This window comes from Nostoc sp. NMS2, assembly GCF_017115105.1.
In the GTDB taxonomy this organism is placed as follows: domain Bacteria; phylum Cyanobacteriota; class Cyanobacteriia; order Cyanobacteriales; family Nostocaceae; genus Nostoc.
On record NZ_JABXKH010000056.1, the window covers coordinates 26316 to 44366 of the forward strand.

Genomic DNA, 18051 nt, shown 5'->3' on the forward strand with positions numbered 1-18051 from the left:
TTACGAATTACGAATTACGAATTACGCATTACGAATTACGAATTACTTTCTTGAGTTTAAAAACTACCGAAAAGGGGCGTGTTTTGGAATTGAATAGCTTTCGGTCGTTTTCTGCAAGATGATATCGCTCCGGAGTAATTCTTGGTTCTTCAAATTCTTCTACAGAAAAACCTGCTGCTTTGAAAGTTTTCCAGTAATCGGAAAGAGGGCGGTGAAACCAGATAAATGGCGTTGTAAAATGGTTCCAAGGTTCATCGTTGTGTTGTGTTCTTTCAAAATAAGAAGAAGGCCAACCATAAAAAACCGTCCCATCCTCATTTACAGTCGTCGATTTGCCTTGGGGAAAGCAAGGATGTGAGAACACAAGGATTGCAATACCACTAGGCTTAAGAACACGATTGAATGCTCTTATTGCTCCTTCGAGATCGAGCAAATCCATGAGAACATAATTCGAGACGATCATATCAAATTGCTCATCTGGAAGCGACTTTAGTTCAGTGCATGAATCCAAATGAAAATCTATATCTAGATTATTTTGACTAGCTTTGAATTTGGCAATTTCTATCATTTGAGGTGAAAAATCTATACCAGTTACGCTGGACCCTTTCAGGCAAAGCTGGCGTGCTAGATATCCTGTGCCACAACCAGCATCGAGGACAGACAATCCTGCAACATTACCAGCGAAACTCCAGATGACTGGATCTGAGTTCAGAATTCGATTGCTGTCACCATCATCGCCAACTTGAATATCCCAGTCTTTAGCTCTATTATCCCAGAGTTCAAGTATTTCTTGATCGTCAAATTTTGCCATTATTTCTTCAGTCATATCTTCCTCCTGAAAAGAATAACTGAACAGGACTTAATTATTTTCACATAGATATCTGCTGAACTTTATGGTTTGTGGTAGTGCTGTGCCAATACTGTTCGGTTAAGACAAGAGACGCGATGAATCAGACAAGAGACGCGATGAATCGCCGTCTCTACAATAATTTTGTCTTTCGTCTTGACGAAAGATTTATCGCGTCTTTGCGATCTAGAATTTTCATCAAAAAACCTGAACCGAAGCGTATTGAGGCATTCAGCCAAAGTTTATGCGATCGCTTTCAGTGGTAAAACTTTGTCAAAATAAAACTATCAAAATTTGGCAACTGCGATCGCTATTTAGTCGCCGATCAACTGAGGGACGGTAGAATATACCTAATTTATAATTCTCATAGCTTCAAAAGCCTAACCATGACGATGCATCCTAGTCTCCAACGTGCATTTAATAACCGCCGCGTTCTGAAAGTGATTAGCGGCTTGAATAATTTCGACGCTGCTAGCGTTGCTGCTACTGTCAAAGCTGCGGAATTTGGCGGTGCTACTTTTGTTGACATTGCCGCCGATCGCACTTTGGTACAATTAGCTAAAAGTTTGACAAAATTACCAGTTTGTGTGTCAGCAGTAGAGCCAGAAAAATTTGTGCAAGCTGTGGCAGCTGGTGCTGATTTAATTGAAATCGGGAATTTCGATTCCTTCTATGCTCAAGGTCGCCGCTTTAAGGCTTTGGAAGTGCTAGCGCTGACTAAGCAAACCCGCGCTCTTCTTCCAGAAATCACCCTATCTGTCACCGTTCCCCACATTTTGGAACTAGATCAACAGGTACAGTTAGCAGAAGAACTGGTGAAAGCTGGAGCAGACATTATCCAAACCGAAGGCGGTACTAGCAGTAACCCAGTTCACCCTGGAACTTTAGGATTAATTGAAAAAGCTGCTCCCACCTTGGCAGCAGCTTTTGAAATATCCCGTGTGGTGTCAGTACCAGTATTGTGTGCTTCCGGCATTTCTAACGTTACAGCACCATTAGCGATCGCTGCGGGTGCAGCTGGTGTTGGTGTTGGTTCCGCCATCAACCAACTCAATAGCGAAATAGCAATGATTGCGGCTGTACGTGGCTTAGTAGAAGCCTTGGCGACTGCAAGAGTGCTAACTCAGAAGTAAGAAGTAGGGAGTGGGCATTGGGCATGGAAAAGAGACAAGGGAGACAAGGAAGAGGGGGGAGACAAGGGAGAGACTTAATTTTAATAATTCCCCCTTGTCCTCCTTGTCCCCCTGTTCCCCCCGCTCCCCCTGCTCCCTACTCCCTTTCCCCCTCTCCTCCCCTCCTCCCCTCACCCCAAACAATCCTTCAACGCATAAATCACCTGGTCTTGCTGGTGCTGTGTCAATTCTGGGAACATGGGCAAAGCTATGACTTCATGGCAAGCTTGCTCTGCTATTGGTAAGTCTCCAATTTGATAGCCCAGATTTTGATAAACTGGCTGCAAATGTAAAGGGTAGGGGTAATAAATCATTGAACTTACGCCCTTCTCTTGCAATTGATTACGCACCCAATCCCGATGTTTGGCGCTAGAACCATTTCGCCCTTCGCCTGAGATGCGAACAGTATATTGATTCCATACCCCAATACCCCCAGGTAATTCTTGAGGCGGGACGATTCCCGGAATTTGGCTAAGGAACTGATAATAATAGTTGGCGATATCTCGGCGGCGATCGTTCCAAGTATCTAAATAACGCAGCTTAATCTTCAATATGGCTGCTTGGAGAGCATCCAAGCGGCTATTTACACCGATTTCCTCGTGTAAATATCGAACTTTACTACCATGCTCTCGTAGTATTCGCAGTTTAGTAGCGATCGCAGGATCGTTAGTCGTTATTGCTCCGCCATCGCCGCAACCACCAAGATTTTTGGTAGGGTAGAAACTAAAGCAACCAATATGTCCAATACTTCCTACTTTTTTATCAGCCCACATTGCGCCTGTAGACTGAGCGCAATCTTCAATTATTGCCAAATTGTGAGATTGAGCGATCGCCATCAATGATGTCATATCCACAGGTTGTCCAAACAGGTGAACCGGGATAATCGCTTTAGTTTTAGGTGTAATCGCTGCTGCTACTTGCTCTACATCCAAATTAAAGGTAGTAGCGTCAATGTCAACGAAAACAGGTTTTGCACCCACGGCGCTAATTACTTCAGATGTCGCAATAAAGGTGAAAGGCGTTGTAATCACTTCATCGCCTGCACCAATTTCCAAGACTCGTAACGCTAAGTAGAGCGCATCAGTACCAGAATTACAAGCCACACATTGAGTAACAGTATTATAAGCAGCAAATTGTTGCTCAAAGCCTTCGATTAGGGGGCCACCAATATAGCGGCCAGAAGCTAGAACTTCTAAAACGGCTGCACTTACTTCTGCTTCGATGGTGGTGTATTGCTGCTTGATATCAAAGGCAGGGATGGGATTTACACTTTGGATCATGAGTTCTCATTTTATCGGGAGATACAAAGGATGCACTTCGAGAGTCAATTTTTGCTGATTGAATTGTTAATCAAAAAGGAGCAATTAAAAGACTATCGCCTAAGATACGCATCTATTAGGGTTTTTACTTAAATTGTGGGGCGGTAGACTACCGCACATTTAATTTACAGATAGTAGACATACTAGGAGTTTGCCATGTTAAGGTTGTACCATTTTTGAATTTTGAATTGATGAAGATGATATATATCAACCAAGATCCAACACATCGGATCAAAGTTCCTCTTGTGTAGGCTGCTTAGAGAAGAAAATAATAGGAGATAGAGAACCCATGCAGGATCTGATCAAGCTGGATTTCGTGGATTTAGCTATTGCTGTGGGATTGATGGCGATCGCCATTGGTTTATCTGCCTGGGAAAAATTAGGATTAGAGTTGAACCTAGCCCTTGCTACTGGGAGAACCATCTTACAACTTCTTGTATTGGGATACATTTTAGATTTCATCTTGGCTTTAGACAATGCTTGGGCAGTTTTGGCGCTATTAGCAATCATGCTGACAATTACGGCGATTGTCGCACGAAATCGCATTACTCCAAAAATTCCTCATCTGTTGCCTTTGGTGTGGGGTGCAATTTTAATTAGTACCGCCTTGACAGTGCTTTACACCAACTTCTTGATTATTCAACCAGACAGATGGTATGAACCACAGTATATAATTCCCTTAGTAGGGATAGTTTTAGGTAATGCTACCAATGCAGCTGCGATCGCAGGCGATCGTCTTGTCAGCACCATTAATTCCAGCCATCTCGAAATAGAAACCCACTTGAGCTTAGGTGCAACGCCCCAGCAAGCAGTTAGCCAGTATCGCAAAGAGGCTATCAGAGCCGGATTGCTCCCCACTCTCAATCAAATGATTCTCATCGGGATGGTCGCAATACCAGGAATTACCACCGGACAGTTACTAGCTGGTGTGAAGCCTCTGGATGCGGTATCTTACGAAATTTTAATTATCTTTATGGTTGCTTTCGCTAACTTGTTGACGACAATTTTGCTTACTAAAGGGTTGTGTCGTCAGTTTTTCAATTCCGCCGCGCAGTTAGTCAGTTAAACAAGTCTTCAATTAGGAGCCAAGGAAGCTGATACCCAAATCAATAATGGGACTAGTGGTCTGTCAAGAACTAATTGACGGATAAATTCCCTGTAGAGACGGCGATTTATCGCGTCTCTTTAACCGTCAAAATGAATTTGACAGACTACTAGTACGTCACGGCGGAAATAAACCTACCATTTGGAATGTCTGAAACCCTTGCGAACAGTTAATTCCGAATTCCGAATTCCGAATTCCGAATTCCGCCTTGCGGTACTAGTGGTCTGTTCCATTAAATTTGAGGTATAAGAGAACGAACCGCGAAAAGCCTTCTCTGCGCTCTCTGTGCCTCTGCGGTTTAAAAATGATTTTTCGGCGTTGCTTGCGGTGTCAAAGGACTTGTAATATCTGCTAAAAAACCTTTAATTTTAAGCCTATCGGACTAGTTTATGGAAGAATACCTAATCTCATAGAAATTATATATTCCTCCGATCGCATGAGTACAGAATTCTGTAATTTTGGCACACTGGTATCGTAGAAGTCAAAAATTTAATGACTTTTAGAAGTGTCGGAGGTAAATATGAAACGAATTTTTTTGACGGCAGCAGCCTTACTCAGCACGCTATCTTTAGCTGCTCCTATTCCCGTCAAAGCAGAAAACTCCGCCCCTGTCAAGCGCTTGCTGGAAACTAGAGCATGTTTGGGATGTAATTTAGCAGGAGCAAACCTCAAAGGCGCTCATTTGATAGGTGTTGACCTGAGAAATGCAAATTTAAAAGGAGCTAATTTAGAAGGTGCTAATTTAGAAGGTGCTGATTTAACAGGCGCAAATTTAAAGTCAGCTAATCTCACAGAAGCATTCGTCAGCGATACTATCTTAAATAATGCCAATCTCACCAACGTTAATTTGAGTAATTCCCGTTTATATAATACTGACGTAAATGGCGCAGTTTTGGCTAATATTGATTTAAGCGGTGCTGATGTGTTTAACACTGCCATTAGCGTTGGTGGTGAATATTAATGATCAGCCATGATTTCAAAGTGATGAGTTAAGAGTTAAATTCAACTCCTAACTCTGCACTTACTAAATTTTATTCACCGGTAATTGACAGTTCATTAACCCAGACTTTCGGGCAAACTCCCCCTGGCGTTAACTCAGCCTCTTTTTCTACATAAATAATTGACTTTAAGAGTTCCAAGAAATCGCCAGCAACAGTTGCTGACTCAATACTTGTCCTGACACCCTTATTAACTAGCCAACCATCAAACGGCAAAGAAAAGGAACCTTGCAAGGATTTAACTCCTGCGTGGAGAGCTTGTAAATCATCGATAAAAATCACATTTTCAGCAGTGTCTAAACTTAACTCTTCTTCAGGAGTTGCTGTTGTAAAAACGTGATAAAAATTTGGACTAACGCTGACTTTTGCACCAATACTGGCATTACCTGTTGGCTGGGTATTCAACCTTTTAGCAGTGCCTGCACTGTGGAGAAAGCTTGTTAAAACGCCATTTTCAATTAGCGAAATCTGACGAGTCGGAGTTCCTTCACCATCAAAAGTTTCTGCTCCTACGTTAGCTGGGTGCAGTGCATCGTCAAAAACTGAAAGCAGAGGAGAAGCAATTTGCTTACCTAAATCATCAGGAGTAGATAGGCTTTGATTATCCAAAATGCTTTGAGCGTTAAACAAGTTAGAAAAAGCACCCAAGAGACTTAAGAAAGCTTCCGGTGAGAAAACAACTCGATATTTACCAGTTTTGATTTTTTCATAGTTCAAGTGGCTGATAGTTTTATCGGCGGTTTCTTTGATGCAACCATTGATGTCTAGATTATCTAAACTTTGGTTGATTCTATAAGCGCCTGCACTGCGAGGTTTTTTCCCTTCTTCTTCAGTTTTGCTGTAAAGATAAACTGATGCTAAGGAATGAGATTCAGTTCTCACAGCACCTTCACTATTTAGATAAAACCTGTCAATATCTCTTTGCGATAAACCATTATAAGGCACACCTTTAATTGCTGGATGAGCCGCTAGTAATTCTTTTTCAGCTACCAACAATCTTTCTATGAGTGCAGCAACAGGTGCTTGGGGTGTCTTATCTTGGGCTTTATTTGCAATAGGAACAGTAGCTTCGGGACTGAAATCAGGAACATTTTCTTTAACACCAAAGAAACTGGCTTCATAAGCAGTTTTCAAAGCTAATTCCAGTCCTTTGGAATCTACATCTGTGGTGCTGGTGACACCCATTGTATTATCTTCATTCCAGACACGAACAGTAACACCAGAGCGATTTGAAGCTTTAACTTGTTTTGGCTCACCTTGGTCTACTTGCACGCTAGTATCATCTACTGTTGAGCCATAAATGTCAAATTTTTTAATGCCAAGCTTCTCGGCATTGTCCTTGGCAGAGTTTGCAATTTCATTGATATTTGGCATAGTCAATTTTGGATTTTAGATTTTAGATTTGCAGGGATTCTATTTTGAAGATGAGATTTTGGATGTTATTGCTTATATTTCTCTCGAATAATTCTGACTGAATTAACAGTCAAACAATTTGTTCTTTTAAATTTTAGATTGAACCTACGGAATTATCCGAGAGCTTGAGCATTTTGGATTTTGGATTGTATTCAAAATCCAAAATCCAAAATCGTTCGACTGAGCAGAGTCGAAGTCCAAAATCTAAAATTCTTATCGTCCACCGACGGTAATAGAATCAACCTTGATGTGGGGTTGTCCGACTGTGGTGTAAATACTGCCACTGACAGAGCCACAAAAACCTGGGGCAATTTCCAAATCTTGGGAACACATAGAAATTTTATTCATAATTTCCTTAGCTTCACCAATTAAAATTGCTCCCTTTAGCGGTTTAGTGATTTTGCCATTTTCAATCAAATAAGCTTCATCAACACTAAAGTTAAATTGACCTGTAGCACCAACACTACCACCACCCATCTTCTTACAGTAAATACCTTTATCAACAGAGGTAAATAAATCATCAGTGCTATATTCGCCAGAATCAATATAAGTATTACGCATCCGGCTAGCAGCAGCATAGGTATAATTTTGGCGGCGGCCACTTCCAGTTCTGGGGTGTCCGGTACGCGAAGAACCTGTTCTATCTGCTAAGAAGTTTTTGAGAACGCCTTTTTCAATTAATAAGGTTCTTTGAGCAGGCATACCTTCGTCATCCATGTCAATTGTCCCGAAGGCATTTTCAGAGCGCCCTTCGTCCCAGGCTGTCAAACTTTCATGGGCAATTTTTTCGCCTTTTTTGTCAGCAAAAGGAGTGGTATTGCGTTCAATTTGAGTGGTTTCTAGGAGGTGTCCACAGGCTTCGTGGAAGATTACGCCGCCAAAGTGATTGGCCATAATAATCGGGTAAGTACCTGATTCTACGTAATCGGCGTAGAGCATTTTGCCGGCAGATTCTGCTATTTTTTCGGCGGCTTGTTGAGAATCCCAAGTTCTCAAGAAATTGGCATCGCTAGTATTACCCGCGCGATCGCCAATTGAGGTACGATTAGCACCATCAGCACACAATAGGTTAAATCCTACCGACTGGGTGAGGCGAATATCACGGGCAAAAGTTCCGTCACTGGCGGCGATTAAGACTTCTTGCCAATCCCGAAAATAGGTAGCACGGCGCGATTGGACGTGGCTAGCTTTTTGCTTCAGGTGAGCAGTCCCATCAAGGAGGACTTCTCCCATTTCGCGGATAGAGCTACACACTGGTAGCCATGCATCTTTACCTCTTTTGGTGGCGTAATCTCTCAGTAGTTCTAGGTTAATTTCTGGGATGAAAGCTTTAGGAGCAGGTAATTGCAATCCCAGGATAGATAGACCTTTTTCTAAAGCTGCTTTCAAACCGGAAAAGGAAAGGTCATTAGTACTGACGTAGCAATCGGCTTTGCCGCGAAATACTCTGACTCCCGCGCCTGTAGACAGACTTGGTGAAATACTGGTGATAGAATCCTCTTCTGCAAGACAACTAATATAGTTGCGACGTTCTAAAAATAATTCGATGAAGTCAGCACCTGCGGCGCGTCCTAATCCCAGGAGGGTAGCCAGGGGGGCTTCCCAGGTTTCATCGAAACGCTCTGGTGTAGAGGAATATTGTAAGGTGGGAAGTTGATTTGAGAGAAGTAGCGTACTTGTAAGCATGGGTAGCCTCGTCTGCTGGCGTAATTCAGAGATTTGACTGAAAAATCCTGGTGTGTTCACTCTAGCAAATTTACTCAACTACCATCTTGACCAATTCTTTGAAAAGTAGTGTGGATTTCCCTAACCCTCCTTCAAAAGGCTTGTCGTTAACGAAGGCAGGAGGCCGTTTTTGTAACGGGGATTTATGCCCCGCTCCAAAAACTTTTCGCCTTAAAAGGCTGTCTTCGTAGCGGGACGAAGTCCGGTTTTAGACCCGATTGTTTCGATAAAAAAGCCCGGCTTTGCGGGCTGAGATTTTGAAAGTTCGCACCATTGAGGATGACGGCGCAAAATGAGATGCACCTAATATTATGTATTTAACTAGTACTCTTCTCAACGAAGGGAGTTACGAGCTAAAAGATGCTCTAACTCTGGTAAGAATAAAGAAATTTCCTGACGACTAACTCTTACTAAATATGCAATCTTATTTCCTGCAATCTAGACTATCTCTCTCAGGTTTATTTGCGATTTGCCATTTTGAGCGGAATTCTTGCTGTTTCTTGCTCATTGAAAGTCTGACTTAAATTGGAAGTTTCTCCTGTGGATAATAGATTCTTAAATAAGAGCTTCAGGGTTCGAGTAATAGTTTTCAGAATTTTCATTTTGCTGGCAGTTGGCTTTTGGTCATATCTCAAAACCATTGGAACTTCTGCAATTTTTGGCCTGAGTACTTTGGCTTTCAGTAGTAAATCTATCATGCAGGCAAATCCACTTTCAGTAAATAGATTGTCGCCATAATACATATCCAGTTTACTAACAAAATTACGGTTATACAGCCTGTAACCACAAGTATAGTCTCTTACACCAGGTACACGGGCTGCAATTCTAAACAGCCAGCTAGCTCCGTAACTCATTATCTCTCTAAATTTTGATAAACCTATGACTTTAGAGCCTTTTCGATATCTAGATGCGATCGCAATATCATAGCTACCAGCTATCATAGTGTCATACATCTTTATTAAGAGTTCTGGTGGTTGAGTGTTGTCGCAATCCATTGCGGCTAAAAAATCGCCTTCTTGAGAAATTTCTAAGAAAGTCCTGAAACCTGTTTTAATTGCTTCACCTAAACCAGCATTTTTGGGATGTTGGACTAAGTTAAGTAATACCCCCAGTGATTGAGACTCTTCTAAAGCAATCTGAGCAGTTGCATCACTACTACCATCATCAACAAGAATCAGTTTTATCTCCATATTAGAGATTTGCTGCAATGTCTGAAACCTTTTGAACAAGGGGCGAATTGATTCTTGCTCGTTGTATGCGGGTAAAAGAACAAAAAGACTCATAAATACTCCTGATGATTTTTAAAATGAAATCCAATTACTCAAATTTCAAGAATTCAGCAATGTTGATTTCTTGAGAAATTCATCGACCTGTCGCACAACTGCGTTATTGTTAACGCTATCATTGACCAACTGTGAAGTATTGACGACGAAAAAATCTTCGTTTTCAGTACTCACTTTTGGAACAAGGCTGGAATAATTTAAAACTTGTAGTGGCTGCACTTTAATAGCTCGATTTATGTGTGCTGCTACAATGTCATCTGATTTGAGTTCTGGGAACATCAAACGTATACCCTGGAAAAATACTTGGCGCAATTCCTCATCTGGCTGTTTTAGCAACGGGTCAGTGGAAAGGATATATTTTGGGAGAAATGTAATATGATATCCTGCTGTTTCTTGCAAAGAAATTAAGTTGCTCATACCGATGACTCCGGTAAAAGGAATAGTTCTATCAGCGATATTTACTACGTAATAAGGAACTAAAGCTTTGCGAGTAATCAATACCATGCAGATTACACCCAGGTATTCTACTGTTTCACCAGTGTCTGAAACTTTTACCAGTTCATTGGCAGCAACTTGTTGCAAAATATTAACTGGGCCAGTAAAAATGACTTTATCAAAATGTTCTTTTTTACCCTGAAATTCTACCCACATTCCACCGGCTGAATGAGGTGCGATATATTCTACGGCAACCCCTGTGCGGATATGACCTCCAGCCGCATAAATTAATTTTTCTATATGGTCAAAAACAGTTTTGTAACCGCCTGAGACATAACCAAGCTGTTCTTTATTTAATGAAGAATCCCGCGCTGAAAATAGTCGTTTAATATAAGCCCAAATAAAAACTGCTGATATCCGCTTATAGTTCTCTCCTAATTTGGATAGAAGTAAAGGTTTCCAGAGCTTTTCGTATGTACTTTTACCACCAAGTTTTAATAGCCAATCTTCCACTAAAATCTTCTCTAAGCGCCGCCAATTATTAAGGCGTGAACCATAGAGGAGAGTAAAGGCTAATCTGATTTTACCTATAAGTCCAAATAGAGGAAAGCGGAGAAATTCTATAGTGTTACTGATAGAATAGAATTTTTTATTGTCATAAAATCCTGTTAAACTTCGATGCCAACGCAGTTTATCACCAAGACCAATATCTCTGAGAAAATTTATTAAATGAGTATCAGAAGGTAGGATAACGTGATAAAAGCGATCCCAAGTAAACAACCCATAATCATGATAGGTGGTCAGCCCACCAAGCTGTTTGTTACTATCGAAGACAGTTACTATATGTCCTTGATGTGCAAGACGTTGGGCTAATACTAGACCAGTTATACCTCCACCAATGATACCTATATTCATAAATTTAATTTATATTTTTGTAGCTATGTTTTTGAGATTTATCTTCAGAGGCTGTTAATAATATCAATAACCTCAATCTTCGGCTCTTTTATCAATTTACAACCAGAACTACACCAGTTATAATAATAGATATTCCTATCCATTGGCTAAGTACAACTCGCTCCTTTAAAAGATAGTGAGAAGCAATCGGTATTAGTGCATACATTAGTCCTAAAACTGGAAATGCTTGACTTAGAGGAATGGTTCGCAATACATATAGCCATAATATAGTCATAAATGCATAGCAGATAAACCAAATCCAAAAGTAACGAGACAATAAAAGATTTATAATAGATGTGCTACCCTCCTTAGTAGGGCTAGAAATATGAAGTCCATATTTTAATGATATGTTAGCCGTTGTTCCGAATAAAACTACAATCAATAAAAGCAGCCAAGTAAGAATGTTCATTTTTCAATAGGTTTTGTAGGATTTACTATAGATAAATTTATATAGACTTTTTCAGAGGAATAACCACTAAAAGAATACCTAGAAAAATAGTGATTACTCCTGCAATTCGAGTTAGTGTAATCACCTCATTAAAAAAGTAGTGTGAGCCGAAAAGTATACCAACATAATTTAAACTAGTCAGTGGATAAGCAATACTCAATTTTACTGAACGCAAAGCCAGTATCCAATTGACTATTCCCAAGCAATAAACACTAACAGCTAATGCTAATTTTTGAATAAATGCCCAATCAAATAGTCCCTCATCTGTATGACTCATGGTATATTTCATCAGCAATTGCCCAGAAATACTAAATAGAATACTGACAAACAAGATGATGTAGGGAATTATTTTAAATTTTGAAATTTCCAATATAGATTTCATCGTACATTTGCCTTAATCCAGATAGTAGGTATGAACCGGACAGTAGACAGCCTATTGTTTTGGATGTTTCTGAATTTCGGTCACACTTTCTGTGCAATTCGACTTCTACTTCATTAGATAGACAACAACATTAAGAAGGCTATCTTGAAGTGACTAATATCAAAATGACCATCGAAGCTATGCCAAGAGTTAGCAACTAAATACTATACAACTTGTAGAACGGTTACTGTATTATTGCAGCATCCGGTATTATCAGCGTAGAGTGCTTGTGGTTGTATTCCCAGTTTGGTTTTACCCAAATGCGAATTGCAGAAGTCTTCCGTATCAGCCAATGCTTCCAGAGTACTTTTAGTGCGATCGCAACATCTGTGTCATAGTTGATGCAGATATGCGAAAATCGAAGGCTTCGTTATCCTCCAAGCTTACATACATATCTTTAACCTGGGCTGGTAACTAAGCCGAATTAATAAAAATTTGTACTCAGCTTAAGTGTATATACGTACTTTTTTTGGACATGGGAACACAATTAGTAATAGAAGTCTGCTTGGCTGCGGAAAATCCAGAGATGAATTAGTCTAAAGTAATGTTTACAGGTTTGTGGGGAATTTTACTTAATGCCAAAATTGAGTTTTTCACGAGACTAACGGCTAATGTAAACTAGCGTTTGGCGATTAACTCACAGTTTACGTTAATTTAAAGATTTGAGATGTTTTACATTTAGTCTTAGGCTTGTTTTATGGTTCTTAATTAATTATATGTAATTTTAACTAGAGATTTACTCTAAATTTATTGTTACATATAACCACTTACTAGAATACCACGAGAAAAGCGTGTTGCAAATTTATCGCCACACTTCATCAAAAATTCATTTACCGAAAATATACTTAAACAAAAACTTCATAAAATCAAAACTTTCCCATATATGAATTTTTATTTTTAATATATTTGTACATTTATGAAGCGCTTTCTGGCTAATAAACTCACGGAAGTAGCGATTTAATATTAGACTCTAGAAGCGTAAAGTTAAGAGTTTGAGAAAGCAGAATTAGCCTTGAACAACAGTGCAGACAACTGCACATATTACGTAGTATACTTAAGCACTAACTAAATTCCGCAAATATCATAGATGAAAATCGATAGTCTGAATTGTTTTTTCTATATTATCCACGAAGATATTAAGTTTTTGTACATCTTAGAAAAAATATTTCTCAGAGTTATCTATGATACCAAGTAAATAAGAAAACCCGATTTCTGAATTTTACGATCAAACTTTATCGAAAACAGAATTCAGCAGTCAGAACGGGCAAAACCCTAGCTATCCGCTAACAGAATCCAGTTGGTGATTCTGACCTAAAAATCATCTGAATAACTGGCGTTTAAGACCCCTATGAAAAATTTAACAAGTTTTGTTGTCAATGACATTACTGGTTTATGTGTCTGATAATTTCCAGCAGTTTAAAGTTGAGAAAAAAATAGTTTGTCGTGGTTGATATTATTTAATTTCTCTAGGTTTTTTTCCTGTAGCTTCAGTTTGTTTGAACTCATTTTTCTGCAAAAGTCTGTTCGTAATTATTAAGACAGTGATTAACAATCCAAACTGAATCTGCCAGGGTGCCAATACTAGACTTAAAATCAAGCTAATGGCTGCAAATACACCTGCAAGATATGCAATTTCATCAGTACTCTTTTTAAATAAGTAGCCTGTGGCTAAAGCAGTACACAGTGGTATCAAGAAAAACAAAGGCATCTTAGCAAACCTCTGAACGAAAAGTTATTGTGCTTATCAAACAAATTGTTTTGGTAATTGTGGTCAATTTTACATCCAATAAGGTTTTAGGCACAACAGTCGAACGAAATAAATGTTATGGAAAATCAAGATTACGCAACATTGCATCTTATCACCAATTGGAATAATTATTGCGATAGATGAAGCACTCAAAAGCTTGACGAATAACCCCTTCATTTGTGGTAGACACTGCGTGTAATGAACTATCAAAGTGGGGGCATTCAGACACTATGCGTAGCAAAATTTAAGTGTATAATTATACATTTTTTCAGTGATACTTGTTCTAGCGCTCTCCCGACTCAGGATAGCTGCGCTATGCTATACAAACTCTCCTTCATCTACGCGGATTAATAGGGTTTAAAACTTACTTGCGTAGGTGGGTTTTGTCTATTTCGCTTACACTCTTGTGAGCAATCATAAGGTAAATGAGCTTAAAACTTTGGCCTTGCGCCAGGATAAGGATCTAGCATATTACCTTTAGAAGTAGCATTTTCATTTTTTTATTTTACACACCTAATGCTGAACATTCCTCAACTACTGGCGACTGAAATAAACCTCAAACCCCATCAGGTGCAGAACGCGCTGGAACTTTTGGCGGAGGGTGCAACAATTCCCTTTATTGCACGTTACCGTAAAGAGCGCACCGATGAAATGAATGAAGTGCAACTACGGGAACTGGCTGATCGATATACTTATTTAACAGAACTGGAAGAACGAAAATCGGTAATTTTAAGTGCGATCGCACAACAAGGTAAACTCACAGATGAACTCAAAGCCAAAATCTCATCCTGCTTACAAAAAACCGAACTTGAGGATTTATACTTACCCTATCGACCAAAACGACGCACCCGCGCCACTATCGCCAGAGAAAAAGGACTCGAACCATTGGCGGAATTCATCAAATCGCTAAACCTCAAAAATGCTGCAACGGCTTCACTGGAGGAAGAAGCAGCTAAGTATATTTCTGAAACCACGGGAGTCAAAACAGCAGAAGAGGCGCTTAAAGGTGCTGCTGATATTTTAGCGGAAGAAGTCGCTGAAAAAGCGGAATTGCGGTCATATATCCGCGATTATCTTTTAGAAGAAGGGGTATTTATATCCCGCATCAAAGACGATTATCCCGAAGGTACAACCAAATTTGAGATGTACCGTAACTATCAAATTAGGGTAAAAAATATTGCACCCCATAATATGCTGGCGTTGTGTCGGGGTGAAACCGAAAAAATCTTAAGCTTTGAAATCGCTTTCGATGAAGATACGGTACTTTACTATCTGGAGTCGAAAGAAATTAAGACCAAAGTTCGGCCAATTCGGGATTTTTATCAGGCGATGTTGAAGGATGCATTTAACCGTTTGATGAAAGTCTCTCTAATGGGAGAGGTCATTTCTGAGAAAAAAATCTATGCAGACATAGAATCAATCAAGACATTTGAAACTAATCTGCGAGAGTTGCTGCTGTCTGCACCAGCCGGAATGAAACCAACCTTAGCGATAGACCCTGGATTTAGAACTGGGTGTAAAGTTGCAGTCCTCGACCAAACAGGGAAATTTTTGGAATACCAAGCGGTTTTTCCCCACCAAGCGGCCGAACAACGTACTAAAGCTGCACAAACTGTCAAAAATCTGATTGAAAAGTACAAGATTGAGTTAATCGCCATTGGTAACGGTACAGCCTCTCGCGAGACAGAAGAGTTTGTGACGCAAGTATTGCAAACAATAGAACGCAAACCCGTTAAGGTGATGGTGAATGAGTCTGGCGCATCTATATATTCTGCGAGTCCTGTAGCACTAGAAGAGTTTCCCGATTTAGATGTTACCGTGCGCGGTGCGATTAGCATCGGCCGCCGTTTGCAAGACCCTTTGGCGGAACTAGTGAAAATCGATCCCAAATCCATTGGTGTGGGACAATATCAGCACGATGTCGATCAGAAGTTGTTGAAAAAGAAATTGGATGACACTGTAGAAAGCTGCGTTAACTACGTCGGCGTAGACTTGAATACTGCCTCCAAAGAACTTCTGACTTCCGTCTCTGGGATTACGGCAACAGTTGCCAATAACATTGTCTCCTATCGGAACCAGAATGGAGCCTTTAAAAATCGCCGCCAACTTTTGAAAGTTCCGAAGTTGGGGCCAAAGGCTTTTGAACAAGCGGCCGGTTTTCTACGGATTCGCGGCGGTGACAATCCATTGGATAATACAGCAGTGCATCCAGAGAGTTATTCTGTAGTAGAAGCGATCGCATCCGATCTAAATGTGCCATTAAATCAGGTGACACAAATTGCCGAAAAACTCAAAAAGACGAACCTGAAGAAATACGTTACCGATAGCGTCGGCGAACCCACACTACGCGACATCCTCAGCGAACTAGAAAAACCAGGTAGAGATCCTCGGGCTGAGTTTAAGTATGCCACCTTCCGAGAAGGAATTAAGGAAATCAGGGACTTAAAGGTGGGAATGGAACTAGAAGGAATCGTGACAAATGTCGCCAACTTCGGCGCTTTCGTTGATATCGGCGTACATCAAGATGGCTTGGTGCATATATCTCAACTTACTGATAGATTTGTAGACGATCCGAAAAAAGTTGTCAAAGTTGGACAAGTAGTTAAAGTGCAGGTGTTAGAAATCAACGAGAAACTGAAGCGGATTAGTTTGTCGATGAAAACAGTTAAACAATAAGAAACAGCAGATGGCAGTTTATCAAGTTCGATTCATCAATCCTACAATTGGATTAGATCGCACCATTCCAGTACCAGACGATCAATATATTCTAGATATGGCGGAAGAAGCTGGTATCCGCCTACCATCTGGGTGTAAACAAGGCGAATGTTCTGCTTGTATTGCCAAACTCATTAGCGGTGAAGTTAATCAAAGTGAGCAAAAATTTCTGCGTCCAAGTGAAATACAGGCTGGCTATGTTGTGACTTGTGTAACTTACCCTTTGTCTAATTGCACTTTAGAAACCCATCAAGAACAAGTCTTGTATAAATCAGCCCTTTACTATCAGCCTGAGTCTGGAAAATCTGATTAAATTATAGGATTTACGTAAAACTTTAGCCAAAACGCTGATTTTTAGGTAGTGGCAATTCATGAATTGCCCTTACAGCGAGTAGTTTTCTCAATAATAGACCTAATGGTAGAAACAAATTCTATCTTCCAAGAGAGGTGAAAGTCTGGCACATAGTTAAAGATGAGATAAGAAGTTACAAACAAAAAATATTAGGTCAAAAAAATGTTGACACCATTATTAACCGCCCTAGCTACAGCTTTGAGCCTGTTGATTGTTGATTTAGTTGTTCCAGGCGTTAATATTGCTAATTTTCCCGCAGCTTTGATTGCCGCTTTAGTAATTGGTCTAATTAACGGTTCAGTTAAACCAGTTCTGTCTGCTCTCTCGCTACCGCTTAACTTTCTCTCATTTGGAGCATTTTCGCTCATCGTCAACGGTTTGTGTTTTTGGTTAGCAGCAGTCCTAGTTCCTGGTTTCTCAGTTAGTGGAATTATTGGTTTCCTTCTTGGGCCAGTGATTCTAACCTTTGCTAACACTTTCATTAACAACTACTTTGTTGAAAAAAATCTTTTAACCGGCAGTGGTGATGTAAAAAGCCAAAATGAATTACCTTCTAGATAAATATTAAAGGGAGTAGAAATAGTAATTTCATCATTTTTCTACTCCAAAGAAAATATCCGAAGGTGGATTTACTAAATCGGCATCTTCAAAGAATGTAACTAAACAAAGTCACAAAAATACAACAAAATCATGAAATTAGTTCGTTATCTTCTAGGTTTTTTAGTGCCTCCTTTAGGCGTTTTCTTGACAGTTGGAGTAGGCCCAACATTGTTTATTAACATTCTGCTCACAGTTTTAGGTTGGCTACCCGGTAGTATTCATGCAATTTGGGTAATTGCCAAGCATGATGAACAACTGAATCGAGAAAGTGGTATTTATTAATACGCAAAATCAATTTTAGTAAATATCAAGAATGGTGCGTTATGGTTTTAACCGTAACGCACCATTTCACTTTTTACCAATTCCAAATTTAACTTGCATAATTAGTGGACAATTGGTTATGTGTCAATACGGTTCAGTTAATAAAAATAGCAGGGTTAGCGCGTCTCAAACCCTATTGACAGAGGGATTATGGCAGAGGGTCTGAGTTTGGGAGAGCCGCAGCCAAAACAGAAAC

17 protein-coding genes are annotated in these 18051 nt (G+C 39.9%); 8 read left to right on the plus strand and 9 right to left on the minus strand.

All coding sequences use genetic code 11. From position 1 onward, the window contains the following. Window positions 1-28 precede the first annotated feature (28 nt). Entirely contained in the window at window positions 29-826 is a 798-nt protein-coding gene (locus tag HWQ36_RS10570) for a class I SAM-dependent methyltransferase (RefSeq protein WP_292701707.1), read from the minus strand. A gap of 119 nt (window positions 827-945) precedes the next feature. Here HWQ36_RS10570 and HWQ36_RS10575 point away from each other — a divergent pair, with 119 nt between their 5' ends. Both HWQ36_RS10575 and HWQ36_RS10580 read left to right on the plus strand, forming a co-directional pair. After that, a complete protein-coding gene (locus tag HWQ36_RS10575) occupies window positions 946-1113 on the plus strand; it encodes a hypothetical protein (RefSeq protein WP_292701710.1) in 168 nt (55 codons plus the stop codon). A 120-nt stretch (window positions 1114-1233) separates the two neighbouring features. Further along, window positions 1234-1980, plus strand: coding sequence for a DUF561 domain-containing protein (locus tag HWQ36_RS10580; RefSeq protein WP_292701713.1), 747 nt, complete (start codon window positions 1234-1236; stop codon window positions 1978-1980). 170 nt (window positions 1981-2150) lie between these two features. On the opposite strand, the gene HWQ36_RS10585 is transcribed toward HWQ36_RS10580, so the two are convergent. Beyond that, window positions 2151-3299, minus strand: a complete 1149-nt coding sequence (locus HWQ36_RS10585) for a DegT/DnrJ/EryC1/StrS family aminotransferase (RefSeq protein WP_292701716.1) — start codon at window positions 3297-3299, stop codon at window positions 2151-2153. A gap of 328 nt (window positions 3300-3627) precedes the next feature. On the opposite strand from HWQ36_RS10585, the gene fetB reads away from it, so the two are divergent. Together fetB and HWQ36_RS10595 are read left to right on the plus strand one after the other, a co-directional pair. Next, the gene (gene fetB, locus HWQ36_RS10590) at window positions 3628-4404 is read left to right on the plus strand and encodes an iron export ABC transporter permease subunit FetB (RefSeq protein WP_292701718.1); all 777 of its coding nucleotides are present in this window, start codon (window positions 3628-3630) and stop codon (window positions 4402-4404) included. Between the two features lie 559 nt (window positions 4405-4963). Further along, on the plus strand, window positions 4964-5404 hold the full coding sequence (locus HWQ36_RS10595; RefSeq protein ID WP_292701721.1) for a pentapeptide repeat-containing protein: 441 nt from the start codon (window positions 4964-4966) through the stop codon (window positions 5402-5404). A gap of 70 nt (window positions 5405-5474) precedes the next feature. On the opposite strand, the gene HWQ36_RS10600 is transcribed toward HWQ36_RS10595, so the two are convergent. The 7 genes from HWQ36_RS10600 to HWQ36_RS10630 form a co-directional block, all read right to left on the minus strand. Continuing rightward, entirely contained in the window at window positions 5475-6815 is a 1341-nt protein-coding gene (locus tag HWQ36_RS10600) for a TldD/PmbA family protein (RefSeq protein WP_292701724.1), read from the minus strand. Window positions 6816-7067: 252 nt separating this feature from the next. Then, window positions 7068-8540, minus strand: coding sequence for a TldD/PmbA family protein (locus tag HWQ36_RS10605; RefSeq protein ID WP_292701751.1), 1473 nt, complete (start codon window positions 8538-8540; stop codon window positions 7068-7070). Between the two features lie 497 nt (window positions 8541-9037). Continuing rightward, a complete protein-coding gene (locus tag HWQ36_RS10610; RefSeq protein WP_292701727.1) occupies window positions 9038-9862 on the minus strand; it encodes a glycosyltransferase family 2 protein in 825 nt (274 codons plus the stop codon). 45 nt (window positions 9863-9907) lie between these two features. Next, the gene (locus HWQ36_RS10615) at window positions 9908-11212 is read right to left on the minus strand and encodes an NAD(P)/FAD-dependent oxidoreductase (RefSeq protein ID WP_292701729.1); all 1305 of its coding nucleotides are present in this window, start codon (window positions 11210-11212) and stop codon (window positions 9908-9910) included. Window positions 11213-11303: 91 nt separating this feature from the next. Then, complete coding sequence (locus HWQ36_RS10620; RefSeq protein WP_292701731.1) at window positions 11304-11660, minus strand: EamA family transporter; 357 nt, start codon at window positions 11658-11660, stop codon at window positions 11304-11306. A gap of 37 nt (window positions 11661-11697) precedes the next feature. Next, complete coding sequence (locus tag HWQ36_RS10625; RefSeq protein ID WP_292701734.1) at window positions 11698-12081, minus strand: EamA family transporter; 384 nt, start codon at window positions 12079-12081, stop codon at window positions 11698-11700. Between the two features lie 1492 nt (window positions 12082-13573). Beyond that, complete coding sequence (locus HWQ36_RS10630; RefSeq protein WP_292701735.1) at window positions 13574-13828, minus strand: hypothetical protein; 255 nt, start codon at window positions 13826-13828, stop codon at window positions 13574-13576. A gap of 555 nt (window positions 13829-14383) precedes the next feature. On the opposite strand from HWQ36_RS10630, the gene HWQ36_RS10635 reads away from it, so the two are divergent. The 4 genes from HWQ36_RS10635 (at window position 14384) to HWQ36_RS10650 (ending at window position 17816) form a co-directional block, all read left to right on the plus strand. Then, the gene (locus tag HWQ36_RS10635; protein WP_292701738.1) at window positions 14384-16543 is read left to right on the plus strand and encodes a Tex family protein; all 2160 of its coding nucleotides are present in this window, start codon (window positions 14384-14386) and stop codon (window positions 16541-16543) included. Between the two features lie 10 nt (window positions 16544-16553). Continuing rightward, window positions 16554-16895 carry a 2Fe-2S iron-sulfur cluster-binding protein gene (locus tag HWQ36_RS10640; protein WP_292701740.1) on the plus strand — a complete coding sequence of 114 codons (342 nt, stop codon included), beginning with the start codon at window positions 16554-16556 and terminating at the stop codon, window positions 16893-16895. 201 nt (window positions 16896-17096) lie between these two features. Continuing rightward, entirely contained in the window at window positions 17097-17495 is a 399-nt protein-coding gene (locus HWQ36_RS10645) for a phage holin family protein (RefSeq protein ID WP_292701742.1), read from the plus strand. A 129-nt stretch (window positions 17496-17624) separates the two neighbouring features. Beyond that, window positions 17625-17816, plus strand: a complete 192-nt coding sequence (locus tag HWQ36_RS10650; protein ID WP_292701744.1) for a YqaE/Pmp3 family membrane protein — start codon at window positions 17625-17627, stop codon at window positions 17814-17816. The last annotated feature ends 235 nt before the right edge of the window (window positions 17817-18051 follow it).